Origin of the sequence: Leptospira abararensis (genome assembly GCF_016918735.1) — a bacterium.
GTDB lineage: Bacteria > Spirochaetota > Leptospiria > Leptospirales > Leptospiraceae > Leptospira_A > Leptospira_A abararensis.
In genome coordinates, this window is sequence record NZ_JAFFPR010000007.1 from 178,793 (window position 1) to 192,966 (window position 14,174).

Sequence of the window (14,174 nt, forward strand, 5' to 3'; positions counted from 1 at the left end):
CCCCCCAAACAATTGTTTGGGGACTGTTTAGTTGTCTAGAAGAACATCCTTTCTGGAAAGGTCGATTTTTCCCATTTTATCAACGGAAATCACCTTTACTTGGATCTTGTCCCCTTCGGTAACAATGTCACGAACCGATTGCACTCGTTTCACATCTAGTTTAGAGATGTGGCAGAGGCCTTCTTTTCCTGGCAAAATTTCCACAAAGGCACCAAAGTCGGCGATTCGTTTGATGACACCATCATAGATCCTTCCTACTTCGATTTCTTCAAAGATTCCATCAATCATGGCAATGGCTTTTTCTTTCGCTTCTTCACTTGGAGAGGCAATGGTTACCTTTCCTGTGTCATCGACAGAAATCTCAGATCCCGATTGTTCGATGATCGCACGGATCATTTTACCACCAGGACCAATGAGCTCGCCAATACGATCTTTAGGAATTTGTTTTAGAGTAATCCGTGGTGCATTTAAACTCAAATTGCCTTTAACTGAAGAAATTGCTTTGTTCATTTCCCCAAGGATATGATCGCGACCCACTTCTGCTTGTTCGATGGCTTTTTGTAACACTTCCAAACCAAGTCCATTGACTTTAAGGTCCATTTGGAATGCAGTGATCCCTTTTTTGGTTCCTGCGAGTTTGAAATCCATGTCCCCGAAGTGGTCTTCGATTCCGGCGATATCAGAAAGAACGGCAAATCGACCTTTTTCATCACTAAAAAGTCCCATCGCAATTCCAGATACGGCACCAGAAATCGGAACTCCCCCAGCCATAAGAGCCAAGGTTCCCGAACAAACGGAAGCCATAGAAGAAGAACCATTCGATTCTAAAATTTCAGAAACAATGCGAATCACATAAGGAAAATCTACTTGCGTCGGAAGTACTTTTTTAATCGCACGTTCCGCTAGGTTTCCGTGACCAATTTCACGACGGCCAGGACCTGAGTTACGGCGAACTTCCCCAACAGAGAATGCAGGGAAATTGTAATGCAACATAAAGTTCTTTTCTTTCGAACCTTCCAAAGTTTCGTATCTTTGGTTGTCAGAAGTAGTTCCTAGAGTCACAACCCCAAGGGATTGAGTTTGTCCACGAGTGAATACTGCCGAACCATGAGGTCCAGGGAGGACATCAATCTCACAAGAAATTTGACGAATTTCGTTGGTTTTACGACCGTCAAAACGAATTCCTTCGTTTAGCACGAGTTCGCGGACCACTTCGTATTCCAATTCATGTAAGTAATGTTTGATATCTTTTGATTTGTCTTCTGGAGCCAGTAGAGTTTTAAAATGTTCTACTGTTTCTTTGTTGATGGCTTTGATGTCATCATTACGTTTTGCTTTGTCAGAATTTTTGTTTGCAGCCGCCAAACGGTCGTAGGCGAACTCACGAACTTTTTTAAGAAGTTCTTTATCGGGAGTTTTTAGAACGACTTCTTTTTTCACCGTTCCATTTTTTGCCGCTAAAGTCTCTTGCATCTCTACTGCAATTTTGAGTTGTTCTTGGGCAAAACGGAGAGCTGCCATCATATCTTCTTTAGAGATTTCGCTTGCTTCCCCTTCGATCATGACAATGGCATCTTTTGTCCCAGCAACTACCAAATCCAAATCAGATCTTGTGATCTCTTCGTTTGTGGGGTTAAGAATGAATTCACCAGCGATTCTTCCAATACGAGCACCCGCAATCGGGCCTGCAAAAGGAATGGAAGAAACAGAAAGTGCCGCCGAAGCTGCGTTAATCGCATGTCCTTGGACAGAAACTTGTTTGTCTGCGGATAAAACTTGTACTAGAAGCTGTACTTCAGAGAAGTATCCTTCTGGAAACATAGGGCGAATGGGACGATCTAAAATTCGGGAAAGTAATACTTCGTGTTCTGCAGGTTTTGCTTCACGTTTGAAGTATCCACCAGGAAAACGTCCTACGGAATAGGCTTTCTCAGTGTATTCGCAAGTGAGTGGGAAAAAGTCTTGTCCTTCTTTTGGTTCTTCTGCCGCACAAACTGTGGCAAGTAGAACTAAATTTCCGGTTTTGTATACAACCGACCCGTGAGCTTGTTTCGCCCACTTGCCGGTCTCAATGGTGATAGAGTCTCTACCCCAAGTACCAGTCAACTCTGTAGCCATAGGATTTATTTCCTAAGGCCGAGTTTTTCAATCAGCTTTTTATAACTTTCGAGGTTGGAACGTTTTAGGTATTCCAACAAACTCTTTCTCTGGTTCACCATAGCGATTAGTCCGCGGCGAGAGTGGAAGTCCTTCTTATTAGCTTTGAAGTGTTCAGTAAGGTCTTTAATTCGAGAGTCGAGAAGAGCGATTTGTACTTCTGCAGAACCTGAGTCGTTTGGTTTGCTACCGAAAGTAGCAATGATCTGCTGTTTTTGTTCTTTTGTGATCATAACAGTATCCAGATTTTAAGAAGGACTCATTTAGAAAACATAATTTTTAAGGAAGGGTCAAAAAATACTTTTCTGTATCGGTAGGGAATGTGATCCGGTTTCCCGTCGTAGGAACACCAGGCAAGGATGGTGGTTTCGTCAAAGTCTAGGATATAAAACCCATTTTCATCCGCCTTAGGGAGTTTGTCCCAAATGTAACCCCCGTGGATCACGGCCTTTTTTTCCGCCTCGTCGGCAATGCGGAGGGGAAGCGGGAATACTTCCTTCCAGGTGCGAAGGTCCAAATGCGTAATTTCCTCTAAAGGTTTGACCCCGTTCAAATCGTATTCGCCTATGGATTCGCGTACAAGTCGTCCGAGAGACAGGGGAATCCCCCACTTGTCCGATAAATCCAAGACAATTTTACGAATGTAAGTTCCAGAACTCACATGGATCCGAAAGGAAAATCCGGCCTCTGTCCTTTGGATCTCGGATACTTCGTAGATTGAAATGGGTCTTTCTTTTTCTTCCACAATGGCCCCTTCTCGAACGAGATCCGACTGGCGTTTGCCACCGACTTTGAGGGCAGAAATTTTGGGCGCTTTTTGAGATTTGAGTTTGGTAAGCCCTTTGAGCTCCTCTTCCAATCGTTCGATGGGATACTCAGACTCGAAATGTGAGTTGGAGGTTTCTCTTTCATCCACTTCCACAATTCCCTCAGGATCTCCAGAATCAGTGCGGAGCCCGACGACCACTTCCGCAAAATAGGTTTTGTCTTTTCCAAGAAAGACTTGGGAGAAAGCAGTGTAGTCACCACAGGGCAAAATGAGAAGGCCCTCGGCAAACCGGTCAAGAGTTCCCGTATGGCCGACAGACTTTTGTTTGAGAAGGCGTTTGGTTTTTAAAACTAAATCGGAACTTGTAATTCCAGGTGGTTTGTAGACAAATAAAAATCCGGATTGGTAGATTTTAGACATAGGACAAATCACCTAACAATGATTACAGAAATATAACTATGTGGTTTTAGAATTTGAATTTGAGTTGGAGTTGGAATCGGTATCGTTTTCCGAATCCTTAGTGGATGTTTCCAAATCTTCATCAGCATTCGATTCGCCAGAATTCGAATCCAAACGATCTTCGTTTTCGTCCGCATCCGCAGCCTCTTCTGATTCCGAATCATCTTCATTTGCATGTAATTCTTCAAACAAAGTTTTGGGGGCAGATTCATCGATGAGACGGATCACATCCAAACTTTTGATGTAGTTATTGTCCCAGACAAAACTAAACTTGGGATTGGTATGAAGATGGAGGATCTTTCCTACAAAAGAAGAAAGGAAACCCGCACAAGAAACAAGTCCCTGTGTGAGTTTTTTTCTTTCGTTGTTATTACAAAGAGCAGTGAAATAAATTTTTGCATATTTCAGATCTTCGCTGATCTCAATCCGATGGAAACTCGGCAAAAAGACCCGAGGGTCTTTTACCTTGCCTGCTAAAATTGCTGTGGAGATTTGGCGAATGATCTCCGATTCGAGTTTTTTCATTCGAATGGGATTCATTTAGACCGCCTTAAAGTTTACGAGCAATCTCTCGGATCTCGTAAGCTTCTATCTCATCACCCACAACAAAGTCATTGAATCCATCGAGTAAGATACCACACTCAAAACCAGTCAGAACATCTGGAACGTCATCTTTCATACGTTTCAAGTTTTTGATCTTACCTTCCCAAGTGATTTCACCAGTTTCGCTCGAGATGACTCGAACGTGCGCTTGTTTGGTGACCTTACCGGATTTGACCATACAACCTGCAATGTTACCCACTTTTGAAATTTTAAATACATCACGAATCTCAACCTTACCAATGATGTTTTCTACTTTTTCAGGTTCGAGCATTCCTTCCATGGAAGCTTTCACTTCGTTCACTACATCGTAAATGATACTGTAGTATTTGATTTCGACTTTTTCTTTCTCTGCAAGAGAAACTGTTTTTGGATTCGCACGTGTATGAAAACCAATCACAATCGCGTTGGATGCAGATGCCAGAATGATATCGGAATCTACAATCGCACCGGTTCCTGCATGGATTACGTTTAGGCGAACATCTGCCGTAGAAAGTTTTTCTAGGGCTTCTTTTACCGCTTCTGTAGATCCGCGAACGTCCGCTTTGATGATTACTTTGAGTTCTTTCAAAGCCCCTTGTTTGATGATCTCGCTCATGTTGTCGAGTGTGACACGAGTAGCCGCATTTTTCGATTGGCCTAGTCTTTCATACTCTTGACGGCTATGAGAAATGGTCCGGGCTTCTTTGTCATCGATCACCACATCAAATGGTGCTCCTGCATCCGGCACTCCATCAAGACCAGTCACAAGTGCTGGAAAGGATGGACCTGCTTCTTTAATCGAACGACCAAGATCGTCATACATCGCTCTTACGCGACCTGCATGAACTCCGGCAACAAAGGCATCACCGACACGGAGGGTTCCGTTTTGGATGAGGACAGTTGCCACAGCACCACGACCTGGATCGAGTTTTGCTTCGACGATGGTTCCTTTGGCTTTTCGTTTTGGATTGGACTTGTGGTCGAGAAGTTCTGCTTGGATGAGAAGCATCTCGAGGAGTTTATCAATTCCTATATTATTTTTAGCAGAGATATCACAGAAGATGGTAGTTCCCCCCCATTCTTCCGGTTGTAATCCGTAGTTGGAAAGTTCTTGTCTTACCTTCTCCGGGTTTGCTGCTGGTAAATCAATTTTGTTTACCGCAACAATGATTGGCACTTCTGCTTCTTTGGCGTGATTGATGGCTTCGATGGTTTGAGGCATAACCCCATCATCTGCGGCAACAACAAGCACTACAATGTCAGTGACCGAGGCACCACGTGCTCTCATGGAAGTAAAGGCTTCGTGACCAGGAGTATCGAGGAAAGCTACCCTTCCGCGATTGGTTTCTACTTGGTAGGCACCAATGTGCTGAGTGATCCCACCCGATTCCCCTTCTGCCACTCGAGACGATCGAATGGTGTCCAAAAGTTTGGTTTTACCATGGTCAACGTGACCCATGATGGTAACCACTGGAGGACGAGTGATATAGTCTTCTGGTGCATCTTTTTCTTCTTCGATGACAGTTTCATCGTAGAGGGAAACAATCTTCACCTTACAGCCGTAATCGTCCGCAAGGATGGAAGCAGTTTCGGCATCGATCACATTATTGATGGTGACCATCATCCCCATTTTCATGAGTTTACTGATGACTTCGCCAGGTTTTAAATTCAGTTTTTTAGCGATCTCTCCCACTTGGATGTTTTCCAAAATGGAGATTTCTTTTGGTACAGCAGCAAGAGCCGCAGCCTGAGCTTTTTGTTTACGAAAGGATTGTTTGAAAAACTTAGTGTTTTCGTTTTCTTCCCTTCCGCCTTTTTCTTTATCAAAGACTCTTTTTTTAGCACCACCAGGGCCACCGGCACCTGGAGGTCCACCCGGAGCACCAAAGGGAGCATCACCAGGAGGTCTTCCTGTACCCGGACCACCTTGACCAATGGGTCTTGCGCCGCGATTTCCTTGGTATCCACCAGGACCACCTTGTCCGGGTCCACGATTTCCTTGGTATCCACCAGGGCCACCTTGTCCGGGTCCACGATTTCCTTGGTATCCGCCAGGGCCACCTTGTCCAGGTCCACGATTTCCTTGGTATCCGCCAGGGCCACCTTGTCCAGGTCCACGATTTCCTTGGTATCCACCAGGGCCACCTTGTCCAGGGCCACGATTTCCTTGGTATCCGCCGCCCTGTCCTGGCCCGCGGTTTCCTTGGTATCCAGTCCCTTGTCCTTCCGGTCTAGGGGGACGAGGAGTGGTTGGTCTTGATACAATCGGGTTACGATCTTCTTTTCTAAAATAACCTGGGTTTCCCCCACCTTGGCCTTGTTGGCCAGGACCACCGCCTTGGCGGTAGTTAGGAGAAGAGGTATCCCCGGAGAGAATGGATTCGGGTTTGCGATCCATGGGAGGTCTCTCTCGTTCTGGTTGTGGTTCCGGTTTTCTATCCGGACGAGACACAATGGGGGATGCTTGGGAAGGAGCTTGCGGACCGGAACCGAGTCCCTGTCTTTTGGCTTCCTCACGAATGAGTTCATTCAAATCCTTTTTTTTGTCCGAAGAAGAGGAAGAAGTTTTAATTGCTTCCGCTGCTTGTGAACCAGAATTGGATTCTTTTTTCTCATCTGCAGGTGCCGCTTTCTTTTTGATGACAAGTTTTTTCTTGGTTTTGTCACCACTGGCTCCCTGCTGGAGGGTTTCTTTAATCGATTTTTGCTCTTCCATATTATGCCTTAAAACTTAACCCTCTTCTACCCATTCGATAGATTCACGAAGCAGACGTAAAATTTGTTCCGCTGTCGTTTTCCCGATTCCGGAAATTTTCGAAAGTTCCTCTTGGCTGAACTCGAGAAGGGTTTCCACGTTTTTGATCCCGCCGGCTTCGAGAAGGCCAACGATCCTTGGGGTGAGACCTGGAACTTCGGAAAGTGGAGTGAATCCAGAATCCTCTTCTTCCTCGTCTCCGCTTTCGTTATATTGGTCTTCTGATTCTTCCATTGCCTCTTGTTGGGCATTGAAGAGTCGATCCAGTTTTTCGCGAGCTTCCGGCGAAGCCAGTTCCTGGTTGTATTGGGATACTGTTTTGATGTCGATTTTGAAACCGGAAAGTTGGGATACCAGTTTTACGTTGGATCCGTTGATTCCGATGGCAAGAGAAAGAGATTCATCAGGAACAATGACTAGGGCATCTCCCCTCTTTCTGTCCACATGCACTTCCACTGGTTTGGCAGGGGAAATGGCATTGGCGATAAAAATACTTGGTTCGTCTGAATGTAAAACTATGTCGATTCTTTCGTTTCCGAGTTCTCTTACGATGGCTTGGATCCGAACCCCCTTCATTCCCACACAAGCTCCCACAGGATCCACATCAGACTTACTTGTGGTCACAACCACCTTAGTTCTGTAAGACGGGATACGAGCTACATCGCGAATTTCTACAATTCCATCATACACTTCGGGAATTTCCATCTCGAAGAGTTTTTTCACAAAGTCACCCGAGGCACGAGAGAGTGTGATGACAGGCATTGGTTCACGGGGGCGAAGTTCTACTCGAGAAATGATGGCTTTCATTCGATCGCCTTGGCGGTATTTTTCGCCAGGGTTTTGATCTTTTTTTAACATGATCCCTTCGACCTTACCGAGGTCGATAGACATGATGTCTTTTTTCCAACGTTGGAAGTACCCGTGAGTGAGTTCTCCCTCTTTGGATTTATACTCTTGGTAGAGTAATTCCTTTTCCATATCGCGGAGGCGCTGGAAAACCATTTGTTTCGCTTGGCTGGAAAGGACCCGAGAGAGGTCTTGCGGTTTTTCAAACACACGCATTTGGGTTCCCACTTGTGCGGCAGGATCCAATTTACTTGCTTCTTCTAGAGAGATCTCTAGAGGGTTTGTTGTTTTATCTTCTACCACGTCACGAAGGACAGAGATGATGATTTCGTTTTTGTTATCGGAACCGAAGTCTACTTGGCAACGGTCATCTGTCTCCGCTTCTAAACCGACTTTTTTGCGATAGGCGGCAAGGAGTGAGTCTCGGATGACACCGAGTACGAGTTCTCTATCAAGAGATTTGTCCTGACAGAATTGTTGGATGGCTTCGAATAGCCCAGTTTCTTTCGTTGCTTGTTTTGTCGCCATAGTCTTAAATTTCTAAATACAAATTTCCCTTTCGTATTTCTGCGATGGGCATAGATACCGATTTTTGGTTCTTTTTGTGTCGAGTTTTACGATCGTAAAGCGTAAGCTCAACTGAATCCCCCGAAACCGGTCCCAAACGATACAATCGTTTGTCCCATTTTCCTGCTTCCAGCGGTACTTCTAGTTTGACTAAAAGTCCTTGGAAACGACTTAAATCCTCCGGCAGACGCAAAACACGTTCTGCTCCCGCGGAGGAGACTTGGAGAGTGAAATCAAATTCCTCTCCCCATAAATCCAGTTCCTCTTTGAGTCTCCTAGAAACATTCTCACAGTCTTCCAAACTAGCCGAGCCAGTTTTGTCTGTGAGATGATCAAGTTCAATCTCAATGAGGGCGTGGTTTTTCCGATTCTGTACTTGGAGCGAAAAAAGCGCTAGAGGTGGAGCGAGAACGCGTAAAATAAGTTCTCTGATGTTTTCCTCGGTATATACCAAACCATTTCCAAAAGATTCCAATAGGAATCTGTATAAGAGACCCAGCTCATGCTAAAATTTAACATGTCTACTGTCAAGCTAGGAAAAGCGAGTTGTCCTGTAAATAAAAAATTAGGGAATGGATGTTGCACCATGCGAACCCTTATTCTTTTCCTCACCCTCTTCGTTTCCGTATCCTGCCTACGTTTCCGTGTGGAAAACTTAAAAGAAGAAATTCTCTTCCGCATTCCTCTCGGTGGGACCAATGAGAGTTTTGAAGGCGTTGTGGTGAACCAAGTACTCACCAATGTCCCACTCACCATTCCCAATTCTTCTAATATTAGTGCACTTGCGGACAATAAACAAGCAGTAATCAAACTTTTTGATAGAAACGGAAGGCTTGATGCCACTCTTGGCAACCCGGATTTTAAATCCATTTCCGGAATTCCCCACTACCCGTTTCGATTTGGTGGGATTGGGATTGTTGCCATGAACGAAGACGGAGACCTCATCGTACAAAACAGAATTTCCACCAAGGGAATGGAACTTCCCCCCGGCCAAGAAAATTTATACAAAACCTACAGTGGTGCTTTTTCCACCCAAGGAGCGACAGTCCTTCCCTCGTTTCTTGTACAAATCTCCCAAAAAGGAGTCGTGAAGTTTATGTTAGGGGCTTCTGGGAAAAACTCGGAACCATTCCGTTACATTGAGTTTATTTTGCCTGGGGAAGGAGAAAAGTTATTTGTTTACCACCGCATTGCAGAGGAAATGCGACTTTCTTATTTTGAAGAAGGAGAACTGAAAGGAAATCTAAAAGAGTCGGGCCTCGATGTATTTGCTAGTAATGATGCCAAAGAATATGACATCACTCTCGACAAACTCCTACCTCATCCAGAAGGAGAGTATGTTCTCGGATCTTTTAGTTATTATTCAAAAAAAGACAAACGTTTTAAATTCCGTAGGATTTTTCGTTTTGTTTTTGATTCCAAATCTTCAGAATTTTTAAAAGAGATCCAAGACCCTTCTGAGATATTATTTTCCATTCGAAACAATGGGGAGTTTTATATTTGGGAAACCGAAGACGGTGGAAATGCGGCAAGACTCCAAGTCCATGATAAAGAAGGAAACCATATCAATAACAAACGGATTCCTTTTTCTACCCCACGTGGCCAGTGGAGAGAAACCTATACAGATGCTTTTGATAATATTTATTCCGTTCGGATTCGTGCCGGTGCCCTTGAAGTGTATCGTTGGATCTAAATGAAACAAAAACCCTTATTCACAAACAAAGAATCGAAAGCAATAGATTCTCTTACAACCAAGGAATTGGGGTTTAATGAAGAGACCCTAATGGGAATGGCTGCCCTTTCCGTTTTTCATGCGAATGAAGACCTTTGGAAAACGGCAGAATCCATTTGGATTCTCTGTGGCACAGGGGGAAATGGTGGAGATGGGTATGCCCTAGCCCATACTCTCTTCCAAGAAGGGTACGACGTTCGTTGTTTTGCCACCTCCCCTAACAAATCAGAAGCGGGAAAATTTTACGAGGGCCTTGCAAAAAAAACAATCGGAGCCATTGGAAGCATCGTAGATTTTTATAAAGAATGGGAAGAGGCAGAAGAAGACTCTGTTTTACTTGTGGATGCCCTACTCGGAACCGGATTCCAAAATCCTCTTTCAGAAGAACTAAAAGAACTAATTGATACCATCAATGAAAGTGAGGTGTTTTTTTACCGCTTGTCCCTGGATACAGCGAGTGGTTGGAATCCTTATGCACTCGGAGAAAAGGGATCGGGGAAACATAGTTTTGTTTTTGCCGACTCTATTGAGGAACTGGGAACTAGGAAATGGGAAAACATTGGATTTATTTATGAAAAAGACTCCATCATTCCTAGATACTATGAAGCGATTGGATTTCCGGTTCGTACCCATCTAAACAAGGATACATTTTCAAATCGGTATTATTTAGAACCCAATCCCGAATCGGCCCTCTCTACCATCAAACGTAAAAACAAAGACCATAAATACAGTGCGGGTTCTGCCTTTTTTTACGGGGGATCGGAGGGAATGGAAGGAGCTATTTTACTTTCCGAACAGGCCTTCTCAAGGCTTGGTGGTGGGATTAGTAAAATTTTTTCCCCCTCTCTCAAAATCAACTCTTTTGTATTCCAAGAAGATCTTTCCAAAATGGTGAAAACTAGTTCCCTTGCGGAAACTCTGGAAGATCCTTTTTTAAAAAAAACTAAGACCATGGTTGTGGGCCCTGGCCTTACCCAGTATCCCAATGATCTCAGTGGATGGAGAGTTCCAGAAGGTCTACGTTTGGTTTTAGATGCCGGTGCCATTCCCACAAAAGGGAATCCACTTCCCAAAGGAAATCAAATCCTTCTCACACCTCACGTGGGAGAACTAAATCGAATGACGGGCCTTACCCACCACTCGGTTCAGGCCGCCTATGATACATTAATCGAATATTGCCCACAAAACAATGTTTATGTGCTACTCAAATCCTTTGTAAGTTTACTGGTTTGTCCCGATGGATCTTCTTATGTTTGGGAATCACCCAATCCGAAATTGGCAACGATGGGAACGGGAGATTTACTTTCAGGAATCCTTGCTCGGTATTTGAGTTTGGATCTTCCCATTCCAGAGGCAGTGCTATTGGCACTTTCCTTACTCGACCATTCCAAACAATTGGAAGAACCTTATCCTTCGGCCCACCAAATCTTAAAATCTCTTGTGGAGATGATTTAGATGGGAAAAGGATACCACTCTCGTTCGCCCGAAGAATTTCGCGAATACCTCAAACAAATCGGTGATAAGAATAAAAAAACCAGATGGAGACAGATTGTCATCCTCATCGATTTGGTTTTAGTGATTCTGATATTTTATATAGGATTTCGTGCCTTAAATCCAGGAAGTTTTCAAAACCTTACCCAGTCCGACAAACAGATCGTAGACGGATACCCAACCTACTTAAGTCTCTCGAGAGAAGAAGATGATTTGTTCCAAGGTTATTTTTTATTTATTGAAAACAATACTAAGAACGAAGTAAAATTTCCAAGTCCCAAATGGACCTCGGAATTTCGCATCCAAACCAAACAAGGTCTATTGTGTTTCCAAGAAACAATCCAATGGGAACCAAGAACGATTCCTTCGCAGGCCAATGGATTTTTATACCATTCGGTTTCCAAAAAAAAATGGAAGGACTTGGTTGTCGATTGCCGCAAAGAAATCTTTGATGAAGAGGCTTCCATCTTCCGATCCAAGTTTCGATCCCTGGATTTAGGATTTTATTCCCAGGTGCTCATCCATTCGGAAGATAGAACCTATACATTTCAAATCAAACAAAAACCGTATAAGTAGATGCATAGATAGTGTTATGTAAACAATTACAAAATGAATCAAAATAAAAGAAATTCCAATGTCTGAAAATAGAATTGACACAAACATACTTGCACATATACTTGCATCAAGCTTTTAATAGGAGACTGAAATGCCGCAGTTATCATTATATTTAGATCAAGATACACTCAAAAAAATTGAATTAGCTGCAAAAAAGGAAAAAGTTTCTATATCGCAATGGGTTAAAGGAAAACTACAAAGTTCCTTTGAGAAAAAATGGCCTGACAATTTTTTTCAATTATATGGTTCTATTGATGATAAATCCTTCAATAAACCTGATCCAATAAGTTTTAAAGATGATAGTAAGAGAGAAGCTTTCTGAACTATTTTTTAGATACAAACATATGTATTTACTTTCTTAAAGGCAAAAATATTAATATTGAAAATAACATTAAAAAACTTAATCCAAATCGAATCAAAATTCCTTCTATAGTAAAAGCAGAACTTTTATTAGGTGCACTAAAAAGTCAAAACCCCAAAAAAAACAGGGATATTGTTTTAGATTTCGTAGATCCTTTTGAAATTATTGGTTTTAATGATACAGAATCCGAAATCTATTCTGAAATTCGTTCCAATTTAGAATTAAAGGGATTATCAATTGGTCCAAACGATCTGATTATAGCTTCAATCGTATTAAATAATAATGGAATACTCGTCACAAATAATCAAAAAGAATTCTCGAGAATTCAATCCCTTAAATTAGAAAATTGGATCTAGTATAAGCAATTACTCTGTATAGCAGTATTATAAAAAAGGAAGTATCATAAATATATAAATCTTAGGTTGTTCTTATAGAACTGGATACAATGATTCCTCCTAGAACAATTAGCATTGTTCCGATGAAAACTTTTAATAAATTCAAGTCTTTCCATTCGGAAAATACAATAGCCCCTAAGATGACCGCAACGATTGCATTGGAATGTGTAAGAGGAGCAATGACTGATACGGGCATCTTCAAGACCGAAATGCCATAACTCATACAATAGATGGCTGTAGACCAGGAAAGGCCCATAAGAAAAGCAAAGAGTCCCCCACTTAAAGTGACTTCTTTCATTCCACTTTGAAAAGCAAAGACAATTCCATAACAAAAAATGGATAACCCCACAAAAACCAAATAAAGGGGCAAACTAATTCCCGCACGAAGACTTAGCTTCATAATGACGGTTCCCATTCCTAGAAGCAGAGCGGGGAAAACCCCGCCGATGAGTATCATTCTAAGTTCCTTTTTTTTTATTATCGGTTTACCGCAACCGCTGGATACTCTTCCAAATAACTATCCCCGTTCACACCATAGTAGACCACCTTACGAAAAGCGAAGTCTACATCATAACCGATGACTCCCGCCTCCCATGCTGCTTTCAGAAATTCCGGGAAAGTGCTTCGGCCTTCTTGGTCCGTGCGAAGTGCTGTGATGAGAGCGTCCCTGTCAAAGTTCGCGATCTCAAAAACACCGGTGACAAGAGGAGTTCCTTGTTGGACTACTGCCCCCTCTTTCATTTGATAGACCGCTTGGCAGGATGGGAGTGACCAGCGGTTACTTTGTACTCCGGCACTCCGAAGGACTTCCGCAAGGACGGGAAAACCTCCTACTTTGGGGCGGATAGACATCGCCAATTTTTGTGCATCGGTAAGCTTTGTTGTTAGACTTGTCATTGAATTTTTCCTCATTCGATTGGGTTTGTTTTCAGTTTATTTAGCTCTGCTAGTTTGATGAGTGTTTTCATAAGAACTTCTCGTTCGGTTTGGGAAAGCTCCGAGAAAAAAGCTGCGTCATTTTCATCGGCGATTTTGGATAGTTTAGGAATGAGTTTGGCCGCTTTGGGTGTGAGCCTGATGTCTTGGTAACGCCTATCCCCCGATGATTCCGCACGTGTCACAAGGCCCTTGTGTAATAGACGATCAATCAGTTTGGAAACGGCACCTCTTGTAAGCCCTGTGATCTCCGCCACGACACCGGGAGATGTGTTTTCTTCATGGGAGTACATTTCCCGAAGGATGACCCATTCGGCTACCGTGACATCGAGAGCTGCCAGTTTCTTCGCAAAAGAATGGGAGACTGCATTGGAGACAATCCGCAATCGATACCCAATATGAGATTTTAGGTGGCTTGGCGAGGGGTATTCCTTTTTTCTCATAAATGAACAATAGTTTCCTAGGAAACTATTGTCAAGGAAATTAATTTAGGAAATGTCTATTAATTA

The 14,174-nt window shown here is 43.1% G+C and carries 15 protein-coding genes; 5 read left to right on the plus strand and 10 right to left on the minus strand.

Annotation, left to right across the window (positions count from 1 at the left end; translation table 11 throughout):
- Positions 1–27: 27 nt before the first annotated feature.
- Genes pnp through rimP form a run of 7 tightly spaced genes read right to left on the minus strand, consistent with a single transcriptional unit; the run spans position 28 to position 8,589 of the window.
- Positions 28–2,118 (minus strand): polyribonucleotide nucleotidyltransferase, encoded by a 2,091-nt coding sequence (gene pnp / locus JWG40_RS02105; protein WP_205284215.1) that lies wholly within the window; start codon positions 2,116–2,118, stop codon positions 28–30.
- Positions 2,119–2,123: 5 nt separating this feature from the next.
- Positions 2,124–2,390, minus strand: a complete 267-nt coding sequence (rpsO, locus tag JWG40_RS02110) for a 30S ribosomal protein S15 (RefSeq protein ID WP_002973902.1) — start codon at positions 2,388–2,390, stop codon at positions 2,124–2,126.
- A 26-nt stretch (positions 2,391–2,416) separates the two neighbouring features.
- Positions 2,417–3,346: a tRNA pseudouridine(55) synthase TruB gene (truB, locus tag JWG40_RS02115; protein WP_205284216.1), complete on the minus strand. Its 930-nt coding sequence runs from the start codon at positions 3,344–3,346 to the stop codon at positions 2,417–2,419.
- 36 nt (positions 3,347–3,382) lie between these two features.
- Positions 3,383–3,925, minus strand: a complete 543-nt coding sequence (rbfA, locus tag JWG40_RS02120) for a 30S ribosome-binding factor RbfA (protein ID WP_205284217.1) — start codon at positions 3,923–3,925, stop codon at positions 3,383–3,385.
- Between the two features lie 10 nt (positions 3,926–3,935).
- Positions 3,936–6,683: a translation initiation factor IF-2 gene (gene infB, locus JWG40_RS02125; RefSeq protein ID WP_205284218.1), complete on the minus strand. Its 2,748-nt coding sequence runs from the start codon at positions 6,681–6,683 to the stop codon at positions 3,936–3,938.
- Positions 6,684–6,698: 15 nt separating this feature from the next.
- Positions 6,699–8,096, minus strand: coding sequence for a transcription termination factor NusA (gene nusA / locus JWG40_RS02130; protein ID WP_205284219.1), 1,398 nt, complete (start codon positions 8,094–8,096; stop codon positions 6,699–6,701).
- Positions 8,097–8,100: 4 nt separating this feature from the next.
- Positions 8,101–8,589, minus strand: a complete 489-nt coding sequence (rimP, locus tag JWG40_RS02135; protein WP_232225873.1) for a ribosome maturation factor RimP — start codon at positions 8,587–8,589, stop codon at positions 8,101–8,103.
- Positions 8,590–8,721: 132 nt separating this feature from the next.
- On the opposite strand from rimP, the gene JWG40_RS02140 reads away from it, so the two are divergent.
- From JWG40_RS02140 to vapC, 5 genes are all read left to right on the plus strand, one after another.
- The gene (locus JWG40_RS02140) at positions 8,722–9,828 is read left to right on the plus strand and encodes an LIC_12708 family protein (RefSeq protein WP_205284220.1); all 1,107 of its coding nucleotides are present in this window, start codon (positions 8,722–8,724) and stop codon (positions 9,826–9,828) included.
- Complete coding sequence (locus JWG40_RS02145; protein WP_205284221.1) at positions 9,829–11,322, plus strand: NAD(P)H-hydrate epimerase; 1,494 nt, start codon at positions 9,829–9,831, stop codon at positions 11,320–11,322.
- Positions 11,323–11,934: a hypothetical protein gene (locus JWG40_RS02150; RefSeq protein WP_205284222.1), complete on the plus strand. Its 612-nt coding sequence runs from the start codon at positions 11,323–11,325 to the stop codon at positions 11,932–11,934.
- A 130-nt stretch (positions 11,935–12,064) separates the two neighbouring features.
- Positions 12,065–12,295, plus strand: a complete 231-nt coding sequence (locus JWG40_RS02155; RefSeq protein ID WP_002987196.1) for a ribbon-helix-helix domain-containing protein — start codon at positions 12,065–12,067, stop codon at positions 12,293–12,295.
- Positions 12,292–12,690: a type II toxin-antitoxin system tRNA(fMet)-specific endonuclease VapC gene (gene vapC / locus JWG40_RS02160; RefSeq protein ID WP_205284308.1), complete on the plus strand. Its 399-nt coding sequence runs from the start codon at positions 12,292–12,294 to the stop codon at positions 12,688–12,690. Before JWG40_RS02155 ends, vapC begins: the two co-directional genes overlap by 4 nt.
- Positions 12,691–12,751: 61 nt before the next feature.
- On the opposite strand, the gene JWG40_RS02165 is transcribed toward vapC, so the two are convergent.
- The 3 genes from JWG40_RS02165 to JWG40_RS02175 are packed head-to-tail and all read right to left on the minus strand — an operon-like array spanning position 12,752 to position 14,108.
- Positions 12,752–13,186: a hypothetical protein gene (locus JWG40_RS02165; RefSeq protein WP_205284223.1), complete on the minus strand. Its 435-nt coding sequence runs from the start codon at positions 13,184–13,186 to the stop codon at positions 12,752–12,754.
- A 20-nt stretch (positions 13,187–13,206) separates the two neighbouring features.
- Positions 13,207–13,626, minus strand: a complete 420-nt coding sequence (locus JWG40_RS02170) for a DUF1398 domain-containing protein (protein ID WP_205284224.1) — start codon at positions 13,624–13,626, stop codon at positions 13,207–13,209.
- A gap of 11 nt (positions 13,627–13,637) precedes the next feature.
- Complete coding sequence (locus tag JWG40_RS02175) at positions 13,638–14,108, minus strand: MarR family winged helix-turn-helix transcriptional regulator (protein ID WP_205284225.1); 471 nt, start codon at positions 14,106–14,108, stop codon at positions 13,638–13,640.
- Positions 14,109–14,174 lie beyond the last annotated feature (66 nt).

Bases quoted from the DNA above. Each gene is read 5' to 3' on its own strand.
- rbfA (WP_205284217.1), bottom strand. From the start codon at position 3,925: ATGAATCCCATTCGAATGAAAAAACTCGAATCGGAGATCATTCGCCAA.
- pnp (WP_205284215.1), bottom strand. From the start codon at position 2,118: ATGGCTACAGAGTTGACTGGTACTTGGGGTAGAGACTCTATCACCATT.
- JWG40_RS02165 (WP_205284223.1), bottom strand. From the start codon at position 13,186: ATGATACTCATCGGCGGGGTTTTCCCCGCTCTGCTTCTAGGAATGGGA.
- JWG40_RS02150 (WP_205284222.1), top strand. From the start codon at position 11,323: ATGGGAAAAGGATACCACTCTCGTTCGCCCGAAGAATTTCGCGAATAC.
- JWG40_RS02145 (WP_205284221.1), top strand. From the start codon at position 9,829: ATGAAACAAAAACCCTTATTCACAAACAAAGAATCGAAAGCAATAGAT.
- truB (WP_205284216.1), bottom strand. From the start codon at position 3,346: ATGTCTAAAATCTACCAATCCGGATTTTTATTTGTCTACAAACCACCT.
- JWG40_RS02175 (WP_205284225.1), bottom strand. From the start codon at position 14,108: ATGAGAAAAAAGGAATACCCCTCGCCAAGCCACCTAAAATCTCATATT.
- rpsO (WP_002973902.1), bottom strand. From the start codon at position 2,390: ATGATCACAAAAGAACAAAAACAGCAGATCATTGCTACTTTCGGTAGC.
- nusA (WP_205284219.1), bottom strand. From the start codon at position 8,096: ATGGCGACAAAACAAGCAACGAAAGAAACTGGGCTATTCGAAGCCATC.
- JWG40_RS02140 (WP_205284220.1), top strand. From the start codon at position 8,722: ATGCGAACCCTTATTCTTTTCCTCACCCTCTTCGTTTCCGTATCCTGC.
- infB (WP_205284218.1), bottom strand. From the start codon at position 6,683: ATGGAAGAGCAAAAATCGATTAAAGAAACCCTCCAGCAGGGAGCCAGT.
- JWG40_RS02155 (WP_002987196.1), top strand. From the start codon at position 12,065: ATGCCGCAGTTATCATTATATTTAGATCAAGATACACTCAAAAAAATT.
- JWG40_RS02170 (WP_205284224.1), bottom strand. From the start codon at position 13,626: ATGACAAGTCTAACAACAAAGCTTACCGATGCACAAAAATTGGCGATG.